Consider the following 25,383-nt stretch of genomic DNA (forward strand, 5'->3'; position numbering starts at 1 on the left):
GCGGCGGCCAGCGGGACGACCGGCCGACGTACGGCTAGTGGATGAGGGCGGTCTGGCTGTCGCCGGTGGGCGGGAGCCGGACGGTGGTCGGCGCGGGCATCAGCGGCAGGACGGTGACCAGGTAGCCGTCGCCCTTGCCCTTCGCCATGATCCGGGCGGCGTACACCGGGCCCGACCCCGGCTTGACCGTGATCACGGCCCCGTAGCCCTTGTCGCCGCTCCCGTGGGGCGCGGCGAGCTTGGTCTCGACGGTGCGTCCGGCGCCGATCTCGACGTTCTGCGGTGCGCCCTTCCCCTGCGCGTCCATCGTGATGACCTGGACGGCGGCGCGGCCGGCGGGCGCGGTGAGGACGACGGACGTGTCGTACCGGTCGTCGGACACGACCGCGGAGGCCCCGGACGCGCCGCCGAGCGGCTCGGTGGCGGTGCCGTAGGCGACGTCGGCGCCGCGCGCGGCGGAGAAGCCGGCGATGATCGGCCGGTCGGAGTCCAGCCGGACGGCGGCGGCGCGGCCCGAGAGGGCACCGGCGAGGTCGACGGAGGTGACGCTCTGCGCGGGCGCCTCCACGGTGTCCTGGCCCTGCGGCGCGAAGGCGCCGTCGGCGGTGACGGCCCGCACCCTGATCCGGGCGTCGGCCTCGCCGGGCACCGCGACCAGCAGCTTGCGCTGCCCGTCGCCGCCGGGCACGCCGGGAACGACCACGGATCCGGCGGGCTCGGGCGACAGCGGCAGCCACTCGACGCCCTTCTTCTTGCCGATCCGGACGCGCAGCGACGCGGCGACGCGTCCGGCGGTGGTGTGCACGTTGAGCGCGAGGTCGCGGGCGGTCTTGACGATGTCGCCGAGCCCCTCCGGCTGCCCGCCGAGCTTGATGACGCTGGTGCTGTACGGCGCGACGGGGGTGGCGCGCCCCTCGGTGGTGTCGAGCGGCCCCTCCCCGGACAGGCCGGTGACGTCGACGGACGCCGGCTGGGCGTCGACGTTGGTGAGGTACAGGTCGAGCCGGTCGGCGGCGAGCGGGCCGGGCCCGAGGAACCACAGGTCGGTGCCGGGACGGGCGCAGCGGTCGCCAGCGAGGCCGCGGTCGTCGCCGCGAGGCCAGTAGGTGGTCTGCTCCGCTTCGAGCCCGGCGGCGAGGGCGCCGGTGGCCCGGACGGTGAAGGAGTCCTCGGTGGTGCCCATGTCCTTGTCCCAGCCCTGGCCGGTCGCGGTCATGGAGGCGAGCGGGGAGCCGCCGCGGGTGCTTGCCACGTCGAGGCGGCCGCCGGTCCGCTTCTGCGGGAGGGACTGGACGCTGACGCGGCCGCCCTCGTGCCCGGGGCAGACCATCACGGCGGCGTTGACGGGCTCGCTGCGTCCCTTCTCCACGGCGTTCCCGGGCCGGGAGAACGACGCCGCGCCGTAGAGGGCGGCGAGGCCGACCAGGACGAGGGCGGCGATGGCGTAGCGCATGCCGAGGAGCTTCAGCACTCGGTCCATGTCAGCTCTGCTCCTCCGAGGCCACGGGTTCGGGCGCGGGCTCCGGCTCGGGCTTCGGCGCAGGCTCGGCCTTGGGCGCGGGTTTGGGCGGAGCCTCGGAGGCGGACTCGGGCTCGGCTCGCGGCTCCGATGCCCCCGCAGACAGGGCCCGTGCCTCCGCAGGCAGGGCCGGCGCCTCCGCGGGCAGGATCGGTGCCTCCGCGGGCGGGCACCGCGTGCGCCGCGTGCGCCGCGCCTGCCGCGGCGGCCTCGCCCGTCGCGGCGTTCGCGGTTGCGGTCGCCGCCCGGCACGAGGGTCTCCGCGCGCGCGCCCGGCAGCGCCAGGACGGCGACCAGCAGCACGGCCACACCCTGGATGACAAGCCACGTGTGCCGCATCGCCATACCGCGCGTCAGGGTGAACTCGCCGCCGGACGTAGGAACGTCGTAGCCCTGCGCCCAGCCGTCCACGGTCCGCGACTTGAGGCCGTGGCCGTTCAGCTCCGCCTTCCAGCCGCCGTCCGCAGGTTCGGCGAGCAGCAGTGTGCGCGCGCCGGTACCGGCGGGGATGCGCACCCGCGCATCGATCTTGCCGGCGCGCAGCGGTGTGATGGTGGAGCCTTGCAGGAGCATCATGCGGGCGGAGTTCGCCTGCAGCCGCCACACCGCGAACGATCCCGTCCGGCTGAGGCGCGACAGTTCCGGCGCCGCGTCCAGGACCTTGGTGACCGGGTCGGAACCGGGGCGCGGCACCAGCACGTACTGGACGCCCATACGCGACAGCGCGGGGCCGTCGTCGCCCTCCCGGTTCGCGGCAAGGCCCGCGACCAGCTCGTCCAGGCGCCGCGCGCCGGGGCCGTCCGCGAAGGTCTCGGCCTCGCCGAGCCTCGGCCGGTCGCCGCGCAGCAGCGTGTAGGAGACGCGTCCGGACGGGGCGCCGTGCAGGACGAGGGTGCGCGGCCCGCCCGGCGCCTTGACGAACTCGGGGACGGTGTCCGTGCCGACCGTGCTGAGCGGCCCGCCCGCGCCCCGCGCTACCCACGCGCCCGCCGCCAGCAGCGGTGCCGTGAGCGCGGCGAGGACGACGACCGCGCCGCCCGCCTTGTAGATCAGGTGCTTGCCGGCGAGGACCTCGGTGCCGCGCTGGACGGCGGCGGTCGCGGCCAGCAGCACCCCCGCGCCCGCGAAGATCAGCGCGACGCCCGGCCAGGCGGGCGCCGCGTCCGCGCCCTTGGTGACGGTCGCGGCGCCGGTGAGGATCGCGACGAGCAGCCCCGCGACGGCGAGCAGCCAGCCCGCGAGGACGGCGGTGCGGCGGCCGCGCAGCGGCAGCGCGCACACGGCGGCGGCGAACAGCCCGGCGAACGTCCACCACACCGGCGTGCCGGGGCCGCCCGGGTTCAGGGCGAGCAGCTCGGCGGCCGTCGCGGGGTCGAACGAGCGGTGCAGCCCCGCCTCCAGCAGGAACCGCGACGGGTGCAGCAGGAGCCCGATCGTCCAGGGGAACAGCAGCAGCGGCGGGACGGCGAGCGCGATGACGAGGTTGCGGCGGTCCTGCCGGCGACGCCGGTCGAACAGCGCCCAGACCAGGCCGCCGCCGGCCAGCGCGAGCGGCCACGCGAGCGGGACGAAGGCCGTCGCGACGGTCAGCATCAGCGCGACCGCCCAGGCCGCGCGCCCGGCGCGCTTGCGCAGCGTGGCGGGGTCGGCGGCGAAGCGCGGCAGCCCGTACATGCGGGCGACCTGCACCGCGATCAGCGGGAGCAGGACGAGGACGACCGCGGTGCCGATCCGCCCGCCAGCGATGGCGCCGGTCGCCGCGGGCAGCAGCGCGTACGCGGCGGCGAACCACACGCGGACGGCGGAGACGGGGATGCGGCGGCCTGCGGCGGCGCGCGCGCGGCGGCCGGTCCGCGGCGGTTCCAGCACCAGGACGCGGGACGCGCGGTAGGCGGTGAGCCCGGCGAGCGGGACGCTGCCGAGTAGCAGCACCGCGACCGCCAGCCACGGCTTGCCGAACAGGACCGTCGACAGCAGCGCCAGGAACCCGACGTACGGCGGGCTGCCCGCGCCGGTGCCGAGCCCGGCCGGGTGGAAGCCCGACAGGTACTGGTCCCACAGGTCGCTCGCGCCGCCCCACGCGGGCACGAGCGCGCCGCCGCCGAGCCGCGTGGCGCCGGTGATCAGCGACCGCTCCGCCGCGACGGTGACGGCGGCCAGCGCGAGCACCAGCAGCACGCCGGGACGGGCGAGCAGCCGGCGGATCGGGCCCGGCTCGTCGGTGATCTCGTCCTCGGACTCCCGCTCGTGCTCGTGCGCGGCGAAGAACTCCGAGACCGCCTCGGCGACCCGCCGCAGCACCACCATCCGGGGCTGGAACCGCCGCACGCTGCGGTGTACGCGCGCCCGGCCCTCGGCGCGGACGGCGCGCGCCCGCCGCAGCCGGCCCGGATCGCGCAGCACGTCGGCGAGCGCGGCGAGCTCCGCGCGCGCGGCGGCGGGCCGCTTGGTGATGGTCAGGACGAGCGCGTGCAGCAGCGACGCCCACACGTTGCGGACCAGCGACCGCAGCATGGCGCGGAACGGCTGGTTCGCCAGCAGCGTCCACAGCGCGTTGCGGCGGTCGCGGCGGAGCGGATGCTCCGACGTCATCCCGATCTCGCGGAGCCCCCGCCGCGCCGCCTCGGCGTGGTACACGACGGCGTCGGTCGCGACGACGACCCGGTGCCCGGCCGCGTGGACCCGCCAGCAGAAGTCCAGGTCGTCGCGGAAGATGCCGTACTCGACGTCGAAGCCGCCGAGCCGGTCCCACACGTCGCGCCGCACCAGCATCCCGGCGCTGGACACCGCGAGCACGTCGCGGACGCCGTCGTGCTGGCCCTGGTCGAACTCGCGGCGGTCGACGCCGGTCCAGCGGCGCCCGGCGGCGTCGACGGACGTCCCGGCCTCGCGCAGCACCCGCCGGTCGGCGAAGTCGCGGATCTTGGGGCCGAGGACGGCGATGCCCGGGTCGGACTCGGCGGTCCGCAGCAGGTGGCCGAGGGCGTCGTGGTCGGGCACGGAGTCGTCGTGCAGCAGCCAGATCCACTCGGTCCTCGGGGTGCCCGGCTCGTCGTCGGGGACGGGTGCGGACGCGGCGTCCTGGCGCAGCGCCTCCGCGACGGCCTCGCCGTAGCCGGTGGTGCGGGGCAGCGTGAGGACGTCGTGCCCGCCGATCACCTCGGCGAGGACGGCGGGGCCGCGGTCGCGGCTCCCGGTGTCCACGGTCACGAGGCGCTGCACGGGCCGCGCCTGCGTCAGCAGCGCCTTGAGCGCCTCGGGCAGCCAGCGCGCGCCGTCGTGGGCGACGAGGACCGCCGTGACGACATGGCGATCGAGTGTGGGGGCCAAGGATCGCTCGATCTGTGGGACGACGGGTTGTTCCCTGCTGGAAATGCAGCAGCCGTGCCGACCATCAGATCGGCACGGCTGCTTACTGTACGCGTGGCTTCGCTGTATTTCCTGCAATCCCGGCCCAAGGGGCTCGCCTGGCGGCTCGCCCCTTGACCAGGCTTGGGCGAGCGCGACCTCGCTTCGCGAGCTTCCCGGTGGGGGCTCGCCTCCGGCATCGCCCCCACCGGTCAGATAACGCGCTCGCGCGGCGGCTCGGCACGTTGGGCGGGAACTAGACGGCTTGGCGCTTCAGCTTGCGGCGTTCGCGTTCGGACAGTCCCCCCCAAATACCGAAACGTTCATCGTGCTGCAGCGCGTACTCCAAGCACTCCGTCCGCACCTCGCATGCCCGGCACACCTTCTTGGCCTCGCGAGTGGAGCCGCCCTTCTCCGGAAAAAACGCCTCCGGGTCCGTCTGCGCGCACAGTGCGCGCTCCTGCCAGCCCATCTCTTCGCCGTCTGTGCCGTGCGCCAGCGGGATGACGACCTCGCTCACAGCGCACCTCCTGCCCGTGGAACCCCCTGGTCAATGCCGTCCTCAAGATCTCTCCCCCGGGAAGGCATTGAAACTACACCGACGAAATTACACGCGTGTAGCGCCCGCCCCGTCAAGCGGAACGAGTTTCCAGGGCGACATAGCGGGTTATGTGGTGAACCCCTCGCCGACCCTCAGATGAAGATCAGTTAATCGGCGGGTCAGCGCGGCGGATCGCCGCGCGACCGGCGCCGGTCACTGCGGCGGCGGGGGCCGGTTGTCGCGGTACCAGTCGCCGCCCTCGTCGGGCCGCTGCTCGCCCTGCGGCTGCCCCGGGTGGGTGCCCTGCGGGCCCTGCTGCCCCGCGCCCTCCTGGCCGGACCCGCCGTAGGCGCGGGTCCACTCGCCCATCTCCTCCTGCTGGTCGGCGGCCTGCTGCGGCTGCTCGCCGCCCTGCGGCTGCCCCGGCTGCTGCGCCTGCGGCTGGCCGGGCTGCGCCTGCCCGGGCTGGCCGTACTGCTGGTACTGCTGCTGGCCGTACTGCTGCTGCCCGTACTGCTGGCCGTACTGCTGCTGCGCGGCCTGCTGGCCCTCGGCACCCGGCTGGCCGTACTGCTGGCCCTCGGCACCCGGCTGGCCGTACTGCTGGCCCTCGGCGCCCGGCTGGCCGTACTGCTGGTACTGCTGGTAGGGCTGCTGGCCGTAGCCCTGCTGCCCGTACTGCTGCTGCCCCTGCTGGTAGCCGAAGTCGGGGTAGCCCTGCTGCATCTGCGGCTGCGGGCGGGCCGGCTGCATGCCCTGGAAGACGGTGAAGACGAACCAGGCGCCGACGCCGATCACGGCGATCTTGCCGCCGCCGGCGAGGAACACCGCGAGCTTGCTGAGTGCGCTCGCGCCGTCGGCGGCCATCGCGCTCAGCCAGGAGATGACGGCGAACAGGGCGGTGACGCCGAGCACGCCGAGCCCGCCCATGGTGATGGTGCGCGCCTGCGGGGTCGCGGCGCCCCACGTCGTCAGCAGCACCGCGAGGACGACCAGCCCGACACAGACGATCTGCGTGAACAGGGTGTCCTGGGCGGCCGCGAGCGCACGGTAGGTGAAGGCACCGCCGCCGCCGAGCAGCAGGATGATGCCCGCGAGCAATTGGACGCCCGCGGAGGCGAGCAGTACCCAGGCGGCCGGTTCGCGCAGGCGCTGGACGGCTTCCTTGTTCACGGTGACTTCTCCAGACCGAGGCAATCGGATGACACGCAAAGCTTTGCACATCCCGCCCGGCCCCGTCTCTGTCCCCCGCGGCACGCCAAACCGCTAGAAAGGCGCGGTTCGCGGACGCGAAACGCGCACTGCGCGTCGAGAGCCGCCCATCCGGCGCCCTAGGCTGATCGGCATGAGGATCGTGGCGCTGGCGGGCGGCATCGGGGGCGCCCGCTTCCTGCGCGGGCTCCAGGCCGCCGCCCCCGAGGCGGAGATCACCGTCGTCGGCAACACCGGGGACGACATCTCCCTGTTCGGGCTGCGCGTCTGTCCCGACCTGGACACCGTGATGTACACCCTCGGCGGCGGGATCAACGAGGAGCAGGGCTGGGGGCGGACGGACGAGACGTTCACCGTCAAGGAGGAGCTCGCCGCCTACGGCGTCGGGCCCGGCTGGTTCGGGCTCGGCGACCGCGACTTCGCCACCCACATCGTCCGGACGCAGATGCTCGCGGCCGGGTACAAGCTGTCGTCGGTGACGGAGGCGCTGTGCGACCGGTGGAAGCCGGGCGTGCGGCTGATCCCGATGACCGACGACCAGGTCGAGACGCACGTGGTGGTCGACGACCCGGAGCACGGCCGGCGGGCGATCCACTTCCAGGAGTGGTGGGTGCGGCTGCGCGCGTCGCTGCCGGCGCTGTCGATCGCGCCGGTCGGCGCCGACGAGGCGAAGCCCGCGCCGGGCGTGCTGAAGGCGATCGAGGAGGCGGACGTGGTGCTGTTCCCGCCGTCCAACCCGGTCGTCAGCATCGGGACGATCCTGGCGATCCCCGGCATCCGGGAGGCGGTCGCGGCGAACACCGTGGTCGGCGTGTCGCCGATCATCGGCGGCGCCCCGGTGCGCGGGATGGCGGACGCGTGCCTGACCGCGATCGGGGTGGAGACGTCGGCGAAGGCGGTGGCCGAGCACTACGGGCTCGGGCTGCTGGACGGCTGGCTGGTCGACGAGGCGGACGGCGACGTGCGGGTCGAGGGCATCGAGGTGCGGTCCCGCCCGCTGCTGATGAGCGACCCGGAGGCGACGGCGGCGATCGCGCGCGCGGCGCTCGACCTGGCCCTGGAGCTGAAGAAGGAAGCACCGTGAACCTGCAGGTGTTCGGCGTTCCCGGGCTGCCGGAGGTCGGCGAGGGCGACGACATCGCCGCGCTCGTCCCGGCGGACCTGGTCGAGGACGGGGACGTGCTGGTCGTCACGTCCAAGATCGTGAGCAAGGCGGAGGGCCGGGTCCTGGTCGCGGACGACCGGGAGAAGGCGATCGACGCCGAGACGGTGCGGGTGGTGGCGCGGCGCAGGCACGCGCGCGGCGAGACCCGGATCGTGGAGACGCGGCAGGGGCTGGTGCTGGCGGCGGCGGGGGTGGACGCGTCCAACACCGCGCCCGGCACCGTGCTGCTGCTGCCGGAGGACTCCGACGCCTCCGCGCGCCGCATCCGCGCGGGCGTGCGGGAGCGCACGGGCAGGGACGTCGCGGTCATCGTTTCGGACACGCTCGGACGGCCGTGGCGCAACGGGCTGACGGACGCGGCGATCGGCGTGGCGGGCCTCGCGCCGCTCAGCGACCTGCGCGGTAGCGACGACAAGTACGGCAACCGCCTCGAAGCCACCATCACGGCGGTCGCGGACGAGATCGCGGCGGCGGCCGAGCTGGTGAAGGGCAAGCTCGACGGGGTGCCGATCGCGGTGGTGCGCGGGCTGTCCCACCTGGTCACGGCCGATGACGGGCCGGGGGCGCGGCAGCTCGTCCGGCCGCCCGCCGAGGACATGTTCCGGTACGGGTCGGCGGACGTGCTGCACGCGCGCCGCACCATCCGCGAGTTCACGGAGGACCCGGTCGACCCGGAGGCGGTGCGCCGCGCGGTCGCCGCCGCGATCACCGCGCCGGCGCCGCACCACACGACGCCGTGGCGGTTCGTCCTGCTGGAGTCCGCGGAGTCCCGGACCCGGCTGCTGGACGCGATGCGCGACGCGTGGGAGGGCGACCTGCGCCGCGACGGCTTCTCCGAGGAGTCGATCGCCAAGCGGCTGCGGCGCGGCGACGTGCTGCGCCGCGCGCCGTACCTGGTCGTCCCGTGCCTGGTCATGGACGGTTCGCACGACTACCCGGACGCGCGCCGCGCGACCGCCGAGCGCGAGATGTTCGTCGTCGCGACCGGCGCGGGCGTGGAGAACCTGCTGGTCGCGCTGGCGGTGGAGGGGCTCGGGTCGTGCTGGGTGTCCAGCACGATGTTCTGCCGCGACGTCGTCCGCGAGGCCCTGGACCTGCCCGACGAGTGGGACCCGATGGGCGCCGTCGGCGTCGGCCATCCGGCCGCCCCGCCCCGCGACCGCCCGCCGCGGACCCCCGACGCGTTCATCGAGGTCCGCTGACACGCCACGGCTCAGCGTTTCCAGGAGGAGAGGGCCTCGGCCAGCTCCTTGGAGGTGGGAAAGCGGAGGGCGCGGGGCGGGGTCGCGGAGAGGCCGTGGTCGCGGGCGTAGGCGTCGCCGAACGTGCCGTCGGGCGCGCGGAACCCGGCCTGCTGGAGCGCGTCGCGCGCGGACCGGGCGCCGAGCGCGTCGCCGAACGCGGCCGCCGCGTCGCGGTGCCGCCGGTCCCGGGCGGTGACGGCGTACGGGTGGTCGAGCATGAGCGTGCCCTCGTCCGGGACGATCGGCGTCACCGGGTTGGGGCGGTGCGCGTCGTTGTAGGCGACGGCGGCCTGCTCGGTGGTGACGACGAGGGACCGGTCGAGGCGCCCGGCGGTGGTGAGCCCGGTGAGGACGGCGGCCGATCCGCCGGACGCGTCGTCCGCCGGTGACGGCGCGGACGCGCGCAGGGCCGCGGCGACGTCGCCGGTCTTCCCACCCGTCTGCTCGACGGCGAGCATCGCGACCGCCCCGCTGATGCCGACCGCGGGGTCGGCGGCCCTGCGGGCGAGGCCCATGGCGTCCGTCTTGTCCTTGAACAGCAGTTTCCAGCTCATGGCGACGCGGTCGGCGGCGAACTCCTCCGCCACCGGGCGGGTCATGGCGAGCACCACGGGCGTCTCGGCGAGCGACGTCCCGCCCGAGGGGACGTCCTCGCCGCCCGCGTCGCGGACGATGCCGAGCCACACCGACGACTCCGGCACCCACGCGTCCGCGCGCCGCCGCAGCTCAGGCCGGCGGGCGAACTCGGCGGGCGCGACGGCCGTGACGCGCGCGCGGACGCACCGCCCGCCGACGCGGTGCTCCTCCACGTTGAACCGGGACGCGACGTCGCGCAGCGCCGGCGCGATCTCCGGCTGCGCGGCGACGGAGACGCGAACGATCCCGCCCGCGCACGACGACGGCCCCGGCAGCAGCCCGAGCGCCCACGCCCCGCCGCCCAGGCCCGTCACGACGAGCAAGGCGGCCGCCCACACCTTCCACCTCACGCGTCAGTCATACCGGACCCGCGTTCGTTTGCGGCGTGTTGTCGCCATGAACCGCGCCATGAACGACGCCATGGCGACAACACGCCGCGACTCAACGAGGGGTGAGGGTGAGGGTGGGGCGGCCGAAGTGGCCGATTCCGTCCGTCTTGCGGGCGGCTTCGAGGCGTTCGGGCGGGACCTCGCCGTAAAGGGTGGTGCGCTGCCTGGCGGGTCGGCCCGCGCGCGCGGCGATCTCCTCCAGCTCGCTGATGGGCTTGAACGAGCCGTTCTCCGACCCGGCCATCCGGCTGATGGTCTCCTCCATCAGCGTCCCGCCGAGGTCGTTGACGCCGCCCTGCAGCACCCGCGTGCACAGCTCGTCGCCGAGCTTCACCCAGGACGTCTGGATGTTGGAGATGGCGCCGTGCAGCAGGATCCGGGCCAGCGCGTGGACGGCGACGTTCTCCCGCACGGTCGGCCCCGGACGCGCGAGTCCCGCCAGGTAGATCGGCGAGTTGTGGTGGACGAACGGCAGCAGCACGAACTCGCTGAACCCGCCCGTCCGCTCCTGGATGGAGCGCAGCAGCTTGAGGTGCGCGACCCAGTGCGCCGGGGTGTCCACGTGCCCGTACATCATCGTGGACGTCGTCGGGATGCCGATCTCGTGCGCCGTGGTGACGACCTCGACCCACTGGTCGGTGGGCAGCTTGCCCTTGGTCAGCACCCAGCGGACGTCGTCGTCGAGGATCTCGGCGGCCGTCCCGGGCAGCGAGTCGACGCCGGCCTCCTTCGCCGCCTCCAGCCACTCGCGGATGGACAGATCGGTGCGGGACGCGCCGTTGACGACCTCCATCGGGCTGTAGGAGTGCAGGTGGATGCCGGGGGCGCGGCGCTTCACCTCGCGGGCGAGGTCGAAGTAGGCGGTGCCGGGCAGGTCCGGGTGGATGCCGCCCTGCATGCAGATCTCGGTGGCGCCCGCCTCCCACGCCTCGTCCACCCGGTCGCCGACCTGCTGGAGCGACAGCGTGTACGCGTCGGCGTCGGTGCGGCGCTGCGCGAACGCGCAGAACCGGCAGCCGGTGTAGCAGACGTTCGTGAAGTTGATGTTCCGGGTGACGACGTAGGTGACGTCGTCGCCGACCGTGTCGCGGCGCAGGTCGTCGGCGAGCTTCGCGAGCGCGTCGAGTTCCGGGCCGTCGGCGTGCAGCAGCGCGAGCGCCTCGTCGTCGGACAGGCCGGCGGGGTCGCGTTCGGCGGCGGCCATCGCGGACTTGACGTCGGCGTCGAACCGCTGCGGCGCGCTCATCCGCTCCTTGAGCGCGTCCCAGTCGCCGTACACCTCGTCGAAGTCGTCGCGCCGGTCGGACGTGCGGCCGGTCGTGTCGATCTCGGTGTGCAGGTCGGTGCGCCCGGACGCCTCGAACCCGCCGTCGGGCTCCTGCCACGGGCGCCCTTCGAGGACGGCGTCCTCGCGGGCGAGCCCGGTCGCCGGGTCGGCCAGCGCGGACACGTGCCCGATCAGCCGCGGGTCCAGCCACGGCTCGCCGCGCTTGACGTACTCGGGGTAGATCGTGAGGCGTTCGCGCAGTTCGAAGCCCGACTCGCGGGTCCGCTCGGCCAGCTCGTCGATCTGCGGCCACGGACGCTCGGGGTTCACGTGGTCCGGCGTCAGCGGGGACACGCCGCCCCAGTCGTCGATACCGGCGCGCAGCATCAGCGCGTACTGGTCGGCGACGAGGTTCGGCGGCGCCTGGACGCGCGCCTTCGGTCCGAGGACGATCCGCGTCACCGCGATCGTCGCGGCCAGCTCCTCCAGCTCGGCGTCCGGGGTGTCGCGCATCTTGGTGTCCGGCTTCGCCCGGAAGTTCTGCACGATCACCTCCTGGACGGCGCCGTACTCCCGCATCGTCCGGCGGATCGCGAAGATCGCGTCGGCGCGCTCCTCGACCGTCTCGCCGATGCCGATGAGGATGCCGGTGGTGAACGGGACGTTCGTCCGGCCGGCGTCCTCCAGCACCCGCAGCCGGACGGCCGGGTCCTTGTCCGGCGACCCGAAGTGGGGGCCGCCGCGCTCGCTGAACAGCCGCGTCGCGGTCGTCTCCAGCATCATCCCCATGGACGGCGCGACCGGCTTGAGCCGCTGGAAGTCCCGCCAGGTCAGCACGCCGGGATTCAGGTGCGGCAGCAGCCCGGTCTCCTCCAGCACCCGGATCGCCATCGCCCGCACGTACGAGAGCGTGTCGTCGTAGCCGTGCGCGTCGAGCCACTCGCGGGCCTGCTTCCACCGGTCCTCGGGACGGTCCCCGAGCGTGAACAGCGCCTCCTTGCAGCCCATCGCCGCGCCCTGCCGCGCGATGTCGAGGACCTCGTCGGGGCTGAGGTACGGCGCGTCCAGCCTGTGCGGGACGGTCGCGAACGTGCAGTAGCCGCAGCGGTCCCGGCACAGCCGGGTCAGCGGGATGAAGACCTTGCGGCTGTAGGTGATGATCCCGGGACGTCCCGCCGCCGCGAGACCGGCGTCCCTGGTCCTCGCCGCGTAGGCGAGGAGATCGTCGAGCTGCGGGCCGCGGGCCTGCAGCAGCGTCGCGGCCTCGGACTGGTCGAGCGTCTTCCCGTCACGCGCACGGGCCAAAGCCCGCCTGATCGCGTTCTGCGTGGCCTCCATGCGGGCACTCTATGCCAATCGTCATATTTTGCGCCGCGCCGGGGGCCGGGAAACCGGCGATCACCGGGATACAGCCCGCCGCGTGCTCCGACTATTCCCCCGAGACCGCCGCGACCCGGGATGTAGCGAAACTTAATCAATACCTCTAGAAAGAGTCGCTAGTCCTCAATGTTGGACTGAGTCAAACTAAAGGTGCGAGAGGGTCGTCCCCCCGGGCGGAACCACCGCCGCACGGCCCTCGCCGAAGGACAGTCCCATGCTGGTCATGCTCGCGATCATCATCCTGCTCGCCGTCCTCGCGCCGATCGCCGGCGCCGACACCCGCGACGGCCTGAACTGGACCCCCGACAACTTCTGGCTCTCCCGCCGGTCCGCCCAGGCCCGGAAGGAAAGGGTCAGAAGCGCCGGTAGTCGCGGACGGGAAGACGGGGGCCGCGCCGCGGAGGGCGCGCGCCGGACGATCCCAGCAGCCGGGTGACCCGGTGCCGATGCCCCGCGTACGGCGCCAGCAGCTCCAGCATCCCGGCGTCGTCGACCTTGCGGCCCGCCAGCGCCCAGCCGACCAGGCCGGGCAGGTGGTAGTCGCCGACGGAGACGGCGTCGGGATCGCCGGCCGCCCGCTGCCGGACCTCCGCCGCCGTCCAGACCCCGACGCCCGGCAGCGTCCGCAGCCGGGCCTCGGCCGGGTCGTCCTCCAGCCGGGCGGCGACCCGCGCCGCGCCGATGATGGTCCGGGCCCGGACCGCCTCCAGCCCCGACCGGTGCCACTCCCACGACGGGATCCGGATCCAGACCGCGGGCGGCGGCGGGACCCGCAGCCGCAGCGCGGCGGGCGCGCCCGGCGCCGGCTCGCCGAACCGGCGCAGCAGGTACCCCCAGGCCCGCCACGCCTCCTCGGCGAGGACCTTCTGCTCCATCACCGCCGGGACGAGCGCCTCGAACACCCGGTTCGTCCGGCCGATCCGCAGCCCCGGCCGAAGTAGCGCCTGCCGCCGCACGATCTCGTGGTGCGGCTCGAACCCGTCCGGGTCGTCGGATGCCCCGAGCAGGTCCGGCAGGCCGTCCAGCAGCCACTCGGCGCCCGGCCCCCACGCGTTCCCCTCGACGACGCCTCCGCGAGTGCGAATCCGCAGCGTGCCCGGCCCTTCCGGGGTGTAGGACGCGCGCCAGACCGTCCCGTCCCGCTCCACCCGGAACGCGGGATCGTGGTGCCCGCGCTGGTGCGGGCCCAGCGTCGCCCCCACGTCGACGGCGAAGGCGGGCGCCCACTCGCGCCGCAGCCCCCCGGCGGCACGTCCCGGCAGCGGCCCGGACGCGACGCCCGCCGGGCCGTCAGGCATCGGTGGAGAAGCGGACCGCCGTGGGCGGCAGCTCGATCCCCGGCCAGACGCGCAGGCCGCAGCACAGCTCGTTGCCCGGCCCGACCACCGCGCCGTCGCCGAGGATGACCCCGTCCAGGACCGCCCCGGGGCCGACGCGCGCGCCGCGGCTCAGCACCGAGTCGCGGACGGTCGCGCCCTCCGCGACGAACGCGTCGTCCAGCAGCACGCTGCCGATGACGGTCGCGCCCGCCTCGACCACGGCGCCGCGCCCGACCGTCGTGCCGCCGCGCACCACCGCGCCCGGCGACACCGTCGAACCGGCGAGGGTCAGCCGCTCGCCCGGGCCGCCCGGCATCGCCGGCGAGTCGATCTTGCCGAGGACGAGGTCGCAGGACCCGCGGACGAACGCCTCCGGCGTGCCGACGTCCAGCCAGTAGCCCGACTCGACATGGCCCATGACCACGGCGCCGGAGGAGATGAGGGCCGGGAACGTCTCGCGCTCGACGGAGACGACCTCGTCCTCGGCGATCGTGTCGATCGCCGAGCGGCGGAACACGTAGCAGCCCGCATTGATCTGGTTCGTCACCGGATGGGAGGTCTTCTCCAGGAACGCGGTGACGCGTCCCGCGCCGTCGGTCGGGACGCACCCGAACCGGGTCGGGTCGTCCACCTCCGTGAGGTGCAGCGTGACCGCCGCGCCGGCGCTCTCGTGCACCTTCACCTGGGCGCGCATGTCATGGCCGGACAGGATGTCGCCGTTGAGGATCAGCACCGGGTCGTCCGGGCCGCAGGTCAGCGCGCGCGCCGCGTTGCGGATCGCGCCTCCGGTGCCGAGCGGCTGCGACTCGCTGACGTACACCAGGTCGACGCCGTGCGCGCGCGGGCCGAACGCCGCCTCGAACATCTCCGCGCGGTAGGACGTCGCGAACACGATGCGCTCGACGCCGGCGGCGTGCGCGCGGGCCAGCTGGTGCGCCAGGAACGCGACGCCGGCCGTGGGGAGCAGCGGCTTCGGGGTGGAGATCGTCAACGGGCGCAGGCGGGTGCCCTGGCCTCCCACCAGGAGGATCGCTTCCACTCGGCTCCTTTCTCCACCACGGCCGTGGTGACGAAGCCTAGTGGGTGGCGGACGCGGGCCCGCGACCGTGGGAGGCCTCGTACTGCCGGATGGCGCGCTCGTAGGAGGCCATGTGCGCCTCCGCGGACGCGGTCCAGGTGAACTCCAGCGACCGCGTGTAGGCGGCCTCCGCCAGCCCGGCGCGGCGCGCCGGGTCGCCGCTCAGCGCGGTCAGCGCCGACGCGATGCCCTCCGGGTCCGGCTCGGTGTAGGCGACCGCGTCGCCGCCGACCTCCGGCAGCGGGCCCCGGCGCGTCGTCAGTACCGGCGCGCCGCACGCCATCGCCTCCAGCACCGGCAGCCCGAACCCCTCGCCGCGGCTCGGCAACGCCACCACCAGCGCGCCGCCGAAGAACCCGGGCAGCGACGGCCACGGCAGATACCCGGGCCGCAGCACCCGCAGCCGCGGCGGCACCGTCGCCATCGCCGCGTCGACCTCGTCGTCCCAGCCCCCGCCGCCCGCGAGGACCAGCGCGGGCGGGTCCTCCAGCCCGGAGCACGCGCGCACCCAGCCGCGGATCAGGTTCGGGACGTTCTTGCGCGGCTCCAGCGCGCCCAGATACGCGACGTACGGGCGGTCGTGCAGGCCGAGCCGGTCGGAGACCTGCTTCACCTCCGCCTCGGACGGCCGGTGGAACACCTCGTGGTCGACGCCGTGGTAGGCCACGTCGATGTGCTCGGGGTCGGCGCCGAGGATCCGGACCAACTCGTCCCGCGTCGCCCGCGACGGGACGATCAGCCGGGTCGCGCGGCGGGCCGCGGTCCGGGTCGCCGACTTGACGTAGGTCGTGCGGACCGGGTCGTGCACCTCCGGCTCCGCGAACAGCGTCACGTCGTGGATGGTCACCACCGTCGGCCGGACGGCGCTGACCGGCATCGTGTACGTCGGCAGGTGGATCACGTCGGCCGCGACGCTGTCGGCGACATGCGGCAGACCGGTCTGCTCCCACGCCAGCCGGGTCGCGCGGTGCGCCAGCGCCGCCGGGCCCGCGACGATCCGGGCCCCCGGGGCGAGCTGGCCGTACCGCTTCTCGTCCGCGCGCTGGCACGCGACCGCGAGGTCCGCGCCGAGCGCGTGCAGGGCCGACAGCAGGCCGTCCACGTACCGTCCGAGCCCGCCCCTGTCGGCGGGTACCGCGGTGGCGTCGAGCAGGATCCGAGGCGCCACGGTCCACTCCCCCATTCCGGCGCTTCCGCCGTAGTGGCGTAGATCACTCTTTACCGTTCGAGCCTACGCCCGCGACCGTGCCGGGCGCGCGACCTCCGCGCCCCTCGCCGCCGCGAGTCATGGTGAGGGCCTACCCGAGCCCCCGGGCCCATACCTTTCACTCCGGGCCCGGCCCCACACCTATCTCTTGCGCGCGTGTACCAGGACGATGCTGCCCTGCTGGTTCGGCGCGCTCCGGTCGGCGAGGGCGACGAGCGGCGCCAGCGGGGCCGCCGCGTTGAAGCCGACCTTCCCGCCGTACGTCGACAGCGACAGGTACAGGCGCTCCGTCGCGGCCGTCCTGAACTGGTAGGAGTGCCGCACGAGGTCGAGGCCGCGCTCGTCCATCAGCTTGCGCAGGCTCTCGTGGGTGTAGGTGTGCTGGACGTGGTACTTCGCCTTGTGCGCGTCCCGCAGCTTCGGCCAGGCGTCCGCGCGGCTCAGCACGTCGGCGGACATGAAGATCTCACCGCCGGGCTTCAGCACCCGCGCCATCTCGTCCAGGGACCTCCCGCCGTCGTCGAAGTGCTCGATCGCGCACACCGACAGGACCGCGTCGAACGAGGCGTCGCCGAACGGCAGCCGCAGCGCGTCGCACTCGATCAGCGCGGGCGCGTCGGCGAGCGTCCGGCCGTACACCATCTTGTTGCGGGCCAGGTCGATCGAGACGGCGTGGGCCCCGCGGCGGCGCGCGCGCCCCGCCCAGTAGCCGTCGCCGCCGGCGACGTCGAGGACCCGCTTGCCGCGCAGGTCCCGTCCCATCCAGGACAGCAGCGTCCCCGCCTCGCGGTACCGGCACACGTGTACCTGGTGCCCCATGAAGGCGACCACATCCGAGAGTTTCATCGCCCCCAACTGTAGGGCGCGGAGGGCGGCGGCGCGGCCGAAGCGGCTCCGCGGAGGCCGGGCACGCCGCGATCCGGGTTCGCCTACGCTGGGCGCGTGAACATCAAGGTCGTCGCCATGCGGGCCCTGCGCGTGCTGCTGGTACTGCTCGCGCTCGGGTTCTGCGCCTACAGCGTGATCCACCAGTGGGACGCGACGACGAAGGCGTTCCGGGAGATGTCCTGGCCCACGCTCGCCGGCGCGCTCGTGACGGGCCTGGCCGGCCTGTTCGCGTGGACGCTCGGGTGGCGGACGTTCCTCGGCGGCCTCGGCTCGCACCTGCCGCTGCAGGTCGCCTACCGGATCTCGGCGGTCTCCCAGCTCGGCAAGTACGTGCCGGGCAAGGTGTGGGCGCTCGTCACGCAGATCGAGATGGCCCGCGAGCACAAGGTGCCGGCGGAGCGCAGCTTCGGCTCGACGCTGCTGGCCGTCGCGACCTCGACGGCGTGCGGGCTCGCCGTGGCGGCGGTGACGCTGCCGCTGACGTCCGCGGCGGCGCGCCGCGAGTACTGGTGGCTGTTCCTGCTCGCCCCGTTCATGCTCGCGGCGCTGCACCCGAAGGTCGTGACGTGGGCGCTGGACCTCATGCTGAAGCTCGTCCGGCGGCCGCCGCTGGAGCATCCGGTCAGCCTCGGCGTGACGCTGCGGGCCGTCGGCTGGACGGTCCTCGGGTGGGCGCTGTTCGGCGTGCACACCTGGCTGCTGTGCCTGGCCGTCGGCGGCGACGGCCCCGGGCTCCCGTTCCTCGCGACCGGCGCCTACGCGCTGGCGTTCGTCGCCGGGTTCCTCGTCTTCATCGCGCCGGGCGGCATCGGCGCGCGGGAGGCCGCGCTGACGGTGGTCCTGACGCCGGTGCTGCCGGCGGGCGCGCCGGTCGTGGTCGCGATCGCGTCGCGCGTCGTGCTGACGGTCGCCGACCTGCTCAACGCGGGCGCCGGCCTCCTGCTCGGCCGCTCCGCCCGCCGCCACCGCGCGGAGGCCGCCCTGTCCGCGGACGAAGGCGGGAATGAAGCCGATCGCCACGCGCTTGTCAGGGGTACCAAGCCTACGAAGGAGTGACCGTGACGGCCCCCATCAGCGTGACCGACGCCACGTTCGCCGAGGAAGTCCTGAACAGCGACGTGCCGGTGCTCGTCGACTTCTGGGCGGACTGGTGCGGCCCCTGCCGCATGATCGCCCCCGTCCTGGACCAGATCGCGGCCGAGCAGGACGGCCGGATCAAGATCGCCAAGCTGGACTACGACGCCAACCCGCAGACCCCGCAGAAGTACGGCGTGCTGGGGCTGCCGACGCTGCTGCTGCTCAAGAACGGCGAGGTCGTCGAGCAGATCACCGGCGCCAAGCCGAAGCGGGCGCTGCTGAAGGTCATCGAGCCCCACCTGTGAGCGCGGTGAGCGCCTCCAGGTAGGCGGCCCAGACCGGGCCGTGGTCGACCGGGCGGACGCCGGAGCGCAGCCGCTCCGGCTCCCCCGGCGCGTAGAACCGGGTGATGGCCTCGGCCAGCGCGGGCGCGTCGCCGGGCGGGCAGATCAGGCCGTCCACGCCGTCGCGGACCTGCTCGGCGAACCCGCCGACGTCCGTCGCGATCACCGGGAGGCCGTGCTCGTAGGCCATCCACACGTTCTGCGACGCGGTGGCCGTCCGGTACGGCAGGACGAGCGCGTCCGCGGCGGCGAACAGGCCGGGGACGTCCGCGGCGGGCACGTAGCCGGGCCGCAGGTCCACCCGGGACGCCAGGTCCAGCGACCGGATCAGCTCCCGGGTCTCGTCCAGGCCGCCCCAGAACTCGCCCGCGACGGTCAGCCCGACGTCGCCGGGCCCCTCGGCGAGCGCGCGCAGCAGGACGTCCAGACCCTTGTACGGGCGGACGATCCCCCAGAACAGCAGCCGCCGCCGCACCTTGCCGTCGTCGGCGGGCACGCCGCCGGACGCGGGCAGGTGCGCGGGCATCTCCGCCACGCGGACGGGACGCGCCGTCAACCCCCGCGCCAGCTCCGCCTGCGCCTCCGAATGGACGAGGACGCCGTCGACCTTGCGCAGCAGCCGTTTCATCAGCGGCTCGTCGTAGACCTTGCGCTCGTGCGGCAGCACGTTGTGGCACAGCGCCACCACGGGCGCCCGGCGCCGGAGACCGGCGAGTATGCCCAGGTAGGACGGAACCTGGACGGGGCTCAGCACGGCCAGCACGACCAGGTCGTACGCCCGCAGCGCCCGGCCGGTGCGGTACCAGCCGTCCGGACGGCGCCAGTCGAGGCGGTGCCGGGTGCCGGGGAACGGCTCGCCCTCCGGCTCGGCGATCGTCTGCTGCCCCGGGTACAGGAAGCCGGGGTACTGGGCGCGCCACGACTCGATGGCGACGTCGTGCCCGGCCGCGGCCAGCCGCCGCGCCAGCTCGGTGGTGTGGTGGGCGCCGCCCCCCTTGTAGGGGAAGGCGGGGCCGACGACGGCGATCCGCACTAGACCGCCCGCATCAGACGTCGCCGCGCGATCGGACGATCAGGTCCGCCAGCAGCGCCAGCGACGCGATGATCAGCCCCGTCACGAAGATCATGATGGTGTTGTTGGCGAAGTAGCCGATGTGCACCACCATGTCGAACACGCCCTTGAGCAGCCCGATCCCGATCAGCCAGAGGGCGAGCGGCATCAGCACCTTGAGCGGGTTGAAGTACATCACCATCCGCAGCACCTGCAGGATGTAGCGGTAGGCGTCCTTGGTGAAGTGGAACTTGGACTTGCCCGCCCGCTTGGCGTACTCGATCGGCATGTAGTACACGGGGTGCTGGTTCGACAGGAACGCGATCGTGATCGTGGTGACGCACGAGAACCCGGGCGGCAGCAGCCGCAGGTACGGCAGGGACACGTCGCGGCGGAACGCGCGCAGCCCCGAGTTCAGGTCGGGGATCTTGGAGTTGGTGAGCCGCTCGGCGACCTTGCGGATGAACCACTTCGCGGGGACGCGCAGCAGCTTGTGCGTGCCCTCCTCGGTGGTGCGGGCGCCGACGACCTGGTCGACGGACGGGTCGGTGTCGAGGATGTCGACGAGGTCCGGGATCCGCTCGTTCGGGTACGACATGTCGGCGTCGGTCCACACGACGATGTCGCCGCGGGCCTGCTGGGAGCCGATGCGCCGGACCGTCCCGGACCCGCTGTTGTGCTGGAACGCCATGACCCGCATGTGCGGGAAGCGGGGCGCCGCCTCCTCCAGCCGGGCGAGGGTCGCGTCGGTGGAGCAGTCGTCGACGGCCAGCAGCTCGTAGCTCTTGCCGCTGTTGTCCATGGCCTTCGTGATGCGCTCGACCTCGTCGATCACGTGGTCCTGCTCGTTGTAGCAGGGCAGGACGATGGTCACGTGGACGGGCGGCGCCGCGTCGGGGTCGGCGGCGGCCTCCGGGGCCGTGCCGGGCACGGCGGCCGGGTCGCTCACGGGGTCGCTCGGCTCGGCGCCTTCGGGCGCGGGCCGCTGCGCGGGCTCGGCGGGCTGGGTACTCACGCACCGCGAGAATACTCGCAACGGCGCACCCCGGCCGACTCACCGGCCGACTCACCGGCCGGCACGGCGCGTGGACACCGCCCGCGGGCGCCCCGGCGGGGGCGTGTCAGGGGGCCGCCGGCTCGGCGATCCACACGTCGATGCCGAGGCCCCAGGACCCGGCCGGCGGTTCGTCGAGGGTGCGCCCGTCCTGCCGGCTGCGCAGCCGCATGATCTGCCGCGGGCGCCCGTACGGCGCCACCTGGTCCGGCTTCGACCCCATGACCACCGGATGCCGCCCGGCGCGGTCGATCTTCCCGATGACGCGGCGGACGTCGGACCGCGTGGCGAACGTGGCGGCCCGCGCGGCCGGCAGCCCGCACATCCCGCGCAGGACCTGCAGGAACCGGTCGGCGGTCCCGGCCTCGACGACCACGACGGAGCGGCCGGGCCCGAGCCGGTCGCACATCGCGCCGACGGCGCCGACCTCCTTCTGGTCGGTCCGCTCGACCATGTACCCGGCGGACGTGATGACGATCGGGACCAGCATGAGCGCGACGCCCGCCACCGCCGTGATCCGCACGACCTTCCGCGAGTAGCCGATCCGCCTCAGCCGCTTGGTGGTCCACGCCGCCGCGAACACCGTGAACAGCAGCAGGCCGGGGATGACCAGCCCGATCAGCCGGCGGGACGCCCACGGATGGTCGGGGGTGATGCCCGGCCTGATCAGCACCTGCACGGTCGTCCAGACGATGACGGCGTAGGGCAGCAGCCATTCCGGCGACTGGCGGCGCATGAGCCGCCGCACGAGCAGCGCCGCGCCGAAGGTGGCGAGCATCAGCGCGGGGATGCCGATGTACCAGACGACCCAGTACAGCGACAGCTCCGAGTACTGCCGGGTGCCGTCCAGCGGCAGCTGGTCGATCTTCTGGACGGCCTCGATGAACTGGGCGTTCAGCCGGTCGTCGGTGTTGGTCGGGACGCGGCGGACGGTCTGCACGAGCGGCCGGACGGCGAACCCGACCATCACCAGCGCGGTGAGGATCGCGGCGGCGCCGGGCAGCCGGCCACGTCCGATCGCGGCCCCGGCGGCCCGCAGCCGGCGGCCCGTGGCGTCCCAGCGGAGCAGCACGACCATCAGCGCCGTCGCGACCACGATCGCGCCGGAGATCATCAGCAGCGGGTCGAGCGAGGCGTGCAGGTAGTCGAGGTAGGGGCGGGACTTGACGTAGCCCTCGACGAGCCCGGCGGCCGCGCCGAGCGCGAGCCCGCCGGCGAGGGCGTAGCCGGTGCGGCGCCGCCACGCGACGAGCAGCCCGGCGTACACGACGGCGGGCAGGATGTCGCGGATCCCGTCGATGCGGACGAGCACGATCAGCCCGAGCGCGAGGCCGCCGAGGAACGCCTTCACCGCGGCCGCGCCGGGGCGTTCCGTCCGGCCGTCGTGCAGCAGGGAGAGGCCGCCGAGCAGCAGGATCAGCGCCGGCGGCTCGCTGAAGGTGGACCGCGACACCCACAGCATCGGCAGGGTCAGCGCCAGCAGCAGCGCCCCGGCGGGCGCCCAGCGCGGGCCGACGAGCCGCGCGACGAGGCCGCCGAACGCCAGCACGCTGCAGGCGCCGAGCAGCGGCGCCATCAGCAGCATCCCGTGCGTGCCGCCCGCCCAGCCGCCGAGCGCGAGGATCATCGGCAGGCCCGCCATGAACTGCGGGACGACGGAACCGTCATGCTCGTAGAAGGCGGGGCTGTCGAACTTGAGCGCGGGGTCGCCGCCGCCGAAGGCCCAGCGCAGTTCGGGGATCGGCAGCGAGCCGTGGTCCTTCAGCCAGGTCGCGAACTGCACGTAGGAGGCGGGGTCGCGGCGGACGATGATCTGCTCGGAGCACATCAGCGCCTCGAAGACCAGGAACGCGGCGGCGACCGCGATCACCCCGGCCGCCGACCACCACGGGGCGGGGCCGAGCGGCCCGTCCCGCTCGGCGGTCGCGTCGCGGGGCCGGCGCCGCAGGCCGAGCCAGAGCGCCGCCGCGGCGACCGGCGCCCACAGCAGGATCGCCGGGCCGGGCCGGAACACCCCGCCCATCAGCAGCGGAAGCGCCACCACGAGCCAGGCGGCGACGAGCAGCGCCGGGGCCACGGTGATCCGGGCGAGCAGCCGACCCGCGTTCATGCACCCGCCCCGCGCTCGTCCGATCCGTGGTCATCCATCGGTGCGGAGCGTAGCGGGAACGGCCGGTCAGCGAGTCCCCGCCGGTCACGGGGCTCTACGCTCGCCCCATGAGCCACAGCGAACCCGCCGTGCCCGGACCCGCCGAGCTGCTGCGCCTGCGGGTGGCCGCCGACCCGTCCCGCCCGCTCGTCACCTATTACGACGACGCGAAGAACGAACGCGTCGAGCTGTCCGCGCGGACGTTCGACAACTGGGTCGCCAAGACCGCGAACTTCCTGGTGGACGGGCTCGCGGCGGAGCCCGGCGGGCGTGTCGTGCTGGCGCTGCCGCCGCACTGGCAGACCGCCGTGTGGCTAATGGCCTGCTGGTCGGCGGGGCTCGTGGCCGAGCCGGTGGACCCGGCGGCGGTGCTGGAGCGGAGCGCGGCGGGGTCCGAACCGCTCGGGGCGTCCGGGCCGTACATCCTGGCGGCGGCCGAGGAGGTGCTGGACGTGGTGCTCGCGGACCCGGGCGTGGACGCCGAGGCGGAGGAGATCGTCGGGCTCTCGCTGCACCCGCTCGGCGGGCCGCTGGCGGACTGCCCGGTGGGCGTCACCGACTACGCCGCGGAGGTCCGCTCGTACGGCGACCGGTTCTCGGCGGGCCCGGAAGTGGGTCCCGACCTGCCCGCTTTGGATGTGACAAAGACCACACTGACCGGCGCGGAGCTGGTCGCGGCGGCCCGCGCGGCCGCCGCGAAATGGGAGCTGGACGCGGACGCGCGGCTGCTGGTCGACATGCCCTTCACCACACTCGACGGGGTTATGGCGGGCCTGGTCGCACCACTAGCCTCAGGAGCTTCCGTCATAATCCAACGAAACTTTGACAAAGCCGCCCTAGATCGACGCTTGACCTTGGAGCATGTGACGGCGGTCGCCGGACTGACCGGATGGAAAGACGCATCCGGGTCCGTGCGCCGGCTCGGCTGACCTACGCTCTCTTTGCCCGGGCTTTGTCAACCGAGCCGCGGCCAGCACCGTCACAGCACTACAGGACAGAGTCAGCAGAACAGACCGTTCCAGCAGAGCAGACCAAGCCGACCGACCCCCTGAAAGCGGGCCGCGCCCCCGGACACGGAGCCGATGAACAGCAACCCGATGTACATGGAGTACGTCGACGACGCCGATCCGCAGCCGGCGCCGCGTCGACGCGGCTGGCGCATCCTCGGCTGGGTGTGCGTCGGAATGTCGGCGGTCATGGTGGCCGGCTCCCTCACCGCCTACGGCCTCTACCGCAGCGCGATGGGCAACATCAACCACGAGGACGTCAACTCGGCGATCGGCCCCAACCGGCCGAAGAAGCTGAACAGCGCGATGAACATCCTCCTGCTGGGGTCCGACACCCGCGCCGGCGCCAACGCCAGCTACGGCCGGTCGATGAAGAACGACCCGCCGCGCTCGGACACGATGATCCTGCTGCACCTGTCCCCCGGCGGCAGCCAGGCGATGGGCATCAGCTTCCCCCGCGACCTGATCGTGCACATCCCGCCGTGCAAGACGCACGCGGGCGGCATGTCCGCGGACCAGCCGAAGGCGCAGATCAACTCCTCGTTCACCATCGGCGGCGCGGCCTGCGTCATCAAGACGATCGAGGGCCTGTCCGACATCCGCATCGACCACTTCATGCAGGTCGACTTCACCGGGTTCAAGGCCATCACGAACGCGGTCGGCGGCGTCCCGGTCTGCCTGCCGAAGGACGTGAACGACCCCAAGTCCAAGCTGCACCTGACCCGCGGCAAGCACGTCATCAAGGGCTCCACCGCCCTCGCCTACGTGCGCGTCCGGCACGGCCTCGGCGACGGCTCCGACCTCGACCGCATCAAGCGGCAGCAGAAGTTCATGGGCGCGCTGGCGAACAAGGCCATGAGCGCCGGGGTGCTGAGCAACCCGACCAAGCTGATCCCGCTGATGAACGCGGCGACCAAGTCGCTCACCACCGACAAGGAGCTGACCCCGCAGGTCATGCTGAAGATCGCCCAGGGCATGCAGGGCATGACCTCGGGCAAGCTGCGCTTCGTCACCGCGCCCAACGGCCCCGACCCGTCCGACCCGAACCGGGTCGTGCTCACCTCCGCCGCGCAGCCGTTCTTCTCCGCGGTCCGCAACGACAAGACGGTGCCGACCGAGACCAAGTCGGCCACTCCGAAGATCCAGCCGGAGCAGGTGCGGGTGCGGGTCTACAACGGCAGCGGCATCGCCGGCCAGGCCAGCCGCGTCGCCTCCGACCTGGAGGCGCAGGGCTTCCAGGTGTCGGTCGGCGGCAACGCCTCCCAGACGAGCACCACCAAGGTGCTGTACGGTGCCGGGGCGGACCAGCAGGCGCAGACGCTCACCGCGCTGATCCCGAGCAAGCCGACCCCGGCGGCCCGCACCACCGGCGCGAAGCCGGGCGTGGTCGACCTGGTCGTCGGCTCGAACTGGACGGCCCTGAAGAACGCCAAGGGGGGCATCCCCAAGCAGCAGGGCGAGATCCGCGCCAACGACGACATCTGCAAGGGGGCTTGAACCGGCCGGCC

The 25,383-nt window shown here is 73.8% G+C and carries 18 protein-coding genes; 6 read left to right on the top strand and 12 right to left on the bottom strand.

The genetic code is table 11. The annotated features are described in order from the left end of the window. Positions 1-34: 34 nt before the first annotated feature. The 3 genes from F9B16_RS05075 to F9B16_RS05085 form a co-directional block, all read right to left on the bottom strand. Positions 35-4,849 (bottom strand): DUF5719 family protein, encoded by a 4,815-nt coding sequence (locus F9B16_RS05075; RefSeq protein ID WP_192808628.1) that lies wholly within the window; start codon positions 4,847-4,849, stop codon positions 35-37. A 274-nt stretch (positions 4,850-5,123) separates the two neighbouring features. Continuing rightward, complete coding sequence (locus F9B16_RS05080; RefSeq protein WP_171064042.1) at positions 5,124-5,339, bottom strand: WhiB family transcriptional regulator; 216 nt, start codon at positions 5,337-5,339, stop codon at positions 5,124-5,126. Positions 5,340-5,621: 282 nt separating this feature from the next. Further along, the gene (locus F9B16_RS05085; RefSeq protein ID WP_151538647.1) at positions 5,622-6,581 is read right to left on the bottom strand and encodes a hypothetical protein; all 960 of its coding nucleotides are present in this window, start codon (positions 6,579-6,581) and stop codon (positions 5,622-5,624) included. Positions 6,582-6,753: 172 nt separating this feature from the next. On the opposite strand from F9B16_RS05085, the gene cofD reads away from it, so the two are divergent. Together cofD and F9B16_RS05095 are read left to right on the top strand one after the other, a co-directional pair. Further along, on the top strand, positions 6,754-7,704 hold the full coding sequence (gene cofD, locus F9B16_RS05090; protein WP_151538648.1) for a 2-phospho-L-lactate transferase: 951 nt from the start codon (positions 6,754-6,756) through the stop codon (positions 7,702-7,704). Then, the gene (locus F9B16_RS05095; protein WP_151538649.1) at positions 7,701-8,987 is read left to right on the top strand and encodes a coenzyme F420-0:L-glutamate ligase; all 1,287 of its coding nucleotides are present in this window, start codon (positions 7,701-7,703) and stop codon (positions 8,985-8,987) included. Before cofD ends, F9B16_RS05095 begins: the two co-directional genes overlap by 4 nt. An 11-nt stretch (positions 8,988-8,998) precedes the next feature. Here F9B16_RS05095 and F9B16_RS05100 read toward each other — a convergent pair whose 3' ends face one another. The 6 genes from F9B16_RS05100 to F9B16_RS05125 all read right to left on the bottom strand — a co-directional run bounded on the left by F9B16_RS05100 (position 8,999) and on the right by F9B16_RS05125 (position 17,151). After that, positions 8,999-10,015, bottom strand: a complete 1,017-nt coding sequence (locus tag F9B16_RS05100; protein ID WP_151538650.1) for a substrate-binding domain-containing protein — start codon at positions 10,013-10,015, stop codon at positions 8,999-9,001. Between the two features lie 91 nt (positions 10,016-10,106). Next, positions 10,107-12,659, bottom strand: coding sequence for a bifunctional FO biosynthesis protein CofGH (locus F9B16_RS05105; RefSeq protein WP_151538651.1), 2,553 nt, complete (start codon positions 12,657-12,659; stop codon positions 10,107-10,109). A gap of 395 nt (positions 12,660-13,054) precedes the next feature. After that, positions 13,055-13,999, bottom strand: a complete 945-nt coding sequence (locus F9B16_RS05110) for a DNA-3-methyladenine glycosylase family protein (protein ID WP_225991362.1) — start codon at positions 13,997-13,999, stop codon at positions 13,055-13,057. Further along, positions 13,992-15,059 carry a mannose-1-phosphate guanylyltransferase gene (locus tag F9B16_RS05115; protein ID WP_151538652.1) on the bottom strand — a complete coding sequence of 356 codons (1,068 nt, stop codon included), beginning with the start codon at positions 15,057-15,059 and terminating at the stop codon, positions 13,992-13,994. The genes F9B16_RS05110 and F9B16_RS05115 overlap by 8 nt, the downstream gene beginning before the upstream one ends. A gap of 37 nt (positions 15,060-15,096) precedes the next feature. Next, complete coding sequence (locus tag F9B16_RS05120) at positions 15,097-16,266, bottom strand: glycosyltransferase family 4 protein (RefSeq protein WP_151538653.1); 1,170 nt, start codon at positions 16,264-16,266, stop codon at positions 15,097-15,099. Positions 16,267-16,446: 180 nt separating this feature from the next. Then, on the bottom strand, positions 16,447-17,151 hold the full coding sequence (locus F9B16_RS05125) for a class I SAM-dependent methyltransferase (protein WP_151538654.1): 705 nt from the start codon (positions 17,149-17,151) through the stop codon (positions 16,447-16,449). Between the two features lie 96 nt (positions 17,152-17,247). Between F9B16_RS05125 and F9B16_RS05130 the strand changes: the two genes are divergently transcribed. Together F9B16_RS05130 and trxA are read left to right on the top strand one after the other, a co-directional pair. Next, on the top strand, positions 17,248-18,249 hold the full coding sequence (locus F9B16_RS05130) for a lysylphosphatidylglycerol synthase transmembrane domain-containing protein (protein ID WP_225991363.1): 1,002 nt from the start codon (positions 17,248-17,250) through the stop codon (positions 18,247-18,249). Between the two features lie 2 nt (positions 18,250-18,251). After that, positions 18,252-18,575, top strand: a complete 324-nt coding sequence (trxA, locus tag F9B16_RS05135; RefSeq protein ID WP_151538655.1) for a thioredoxin — start codon at positions 18,252-18,254, stop codon at positions 18,573-18,575. Here the strand turns inward: trxA and F9B16_RS05140 are convergent. The 3 genes from F9B16_RS05140 to F9B16_RS05150 form a co-directional block, all read right to left on the bottom strand. Continuing rightward, a complete protein-coding gene (locus F9B16_RS05140; RefSeq protein ID WP_151538656.1) occupies positions 18,556-19,647 on the bottom strand; it encodes a glycosyltransferase family 4 protein in 1,092 nt (363 codons plus the stop codon). The genes trxA and F9B16_RS05140 overlap by 20 nt on opposite strands. A gap of 13 nt (positions 19,648-19,660) precedes the next feature. After that, the gene (locus tag F9B16_RS05145; protein WP_192808631.1) at positions 19,661-20,596 is read right to left on the bottom strand and encodes a glycosyltransferase family 2 protein; all 936 of its coding nucleotides are present in this window, start codon (positions 20,594-20,596) and stop codon (positions 19,661-19,663) included. A gap of 190 nt (positions 20,597-20,786) precedes the next feature. Continuing rightward, entirely contained in the window at positions 20,787-22,829 is a 2,043-nt protein-coding gene (locus F9B16_RS05150; protein ID WP_151538657.1) for a hypothetical protein, read from the bottom strand. Positions 22,830-22,936: 107 nt separating this feature from the next. Between F9B16_RS05150 and F9B16_RS05155 the strand changes: the two genes are divergently transcribed. Both F9B16_RS05155 and F9B16_RS05160 read left to right on the top strand, forming a co-directional pair. Then, a complete protein-coding gene (locus F9B16_RS05155) occupies positions 22,937-23,797 on the top strand; it encodes a TIGR03089 family protein (protein ID WP_151538658.1) in 861 nt (286 codons plus the stop codon). A gap of 153 nt (positions 23,798-23,950) precedes the next feature. Beyond that, positions 23,951-25,372 carry an LCP family protein gene (locus F9B16_RS05160; RefSeq protein WP_151538659.1) on the top strand — a complete coding sequence of 474 codons (1,422 nt, stop codon included), beginning with the start codon at positions 23,951-23,953 and terminating at the stop codon, positions 25,370-25,372. Positions 25,373-25,383 lie beyond the last annotated feature (11 nt).

The sequence above is a fragment of the Actinomadura montaniterrae genome (genome assembly GCF_008923365.1).
Taxonomy (GTDB): Bacteria; Actinomycetota; Actinomycetes; order Streptosporangiales; family Streptosporangiaceae; genus Spirillospora; species Spirillospora montaniterrae.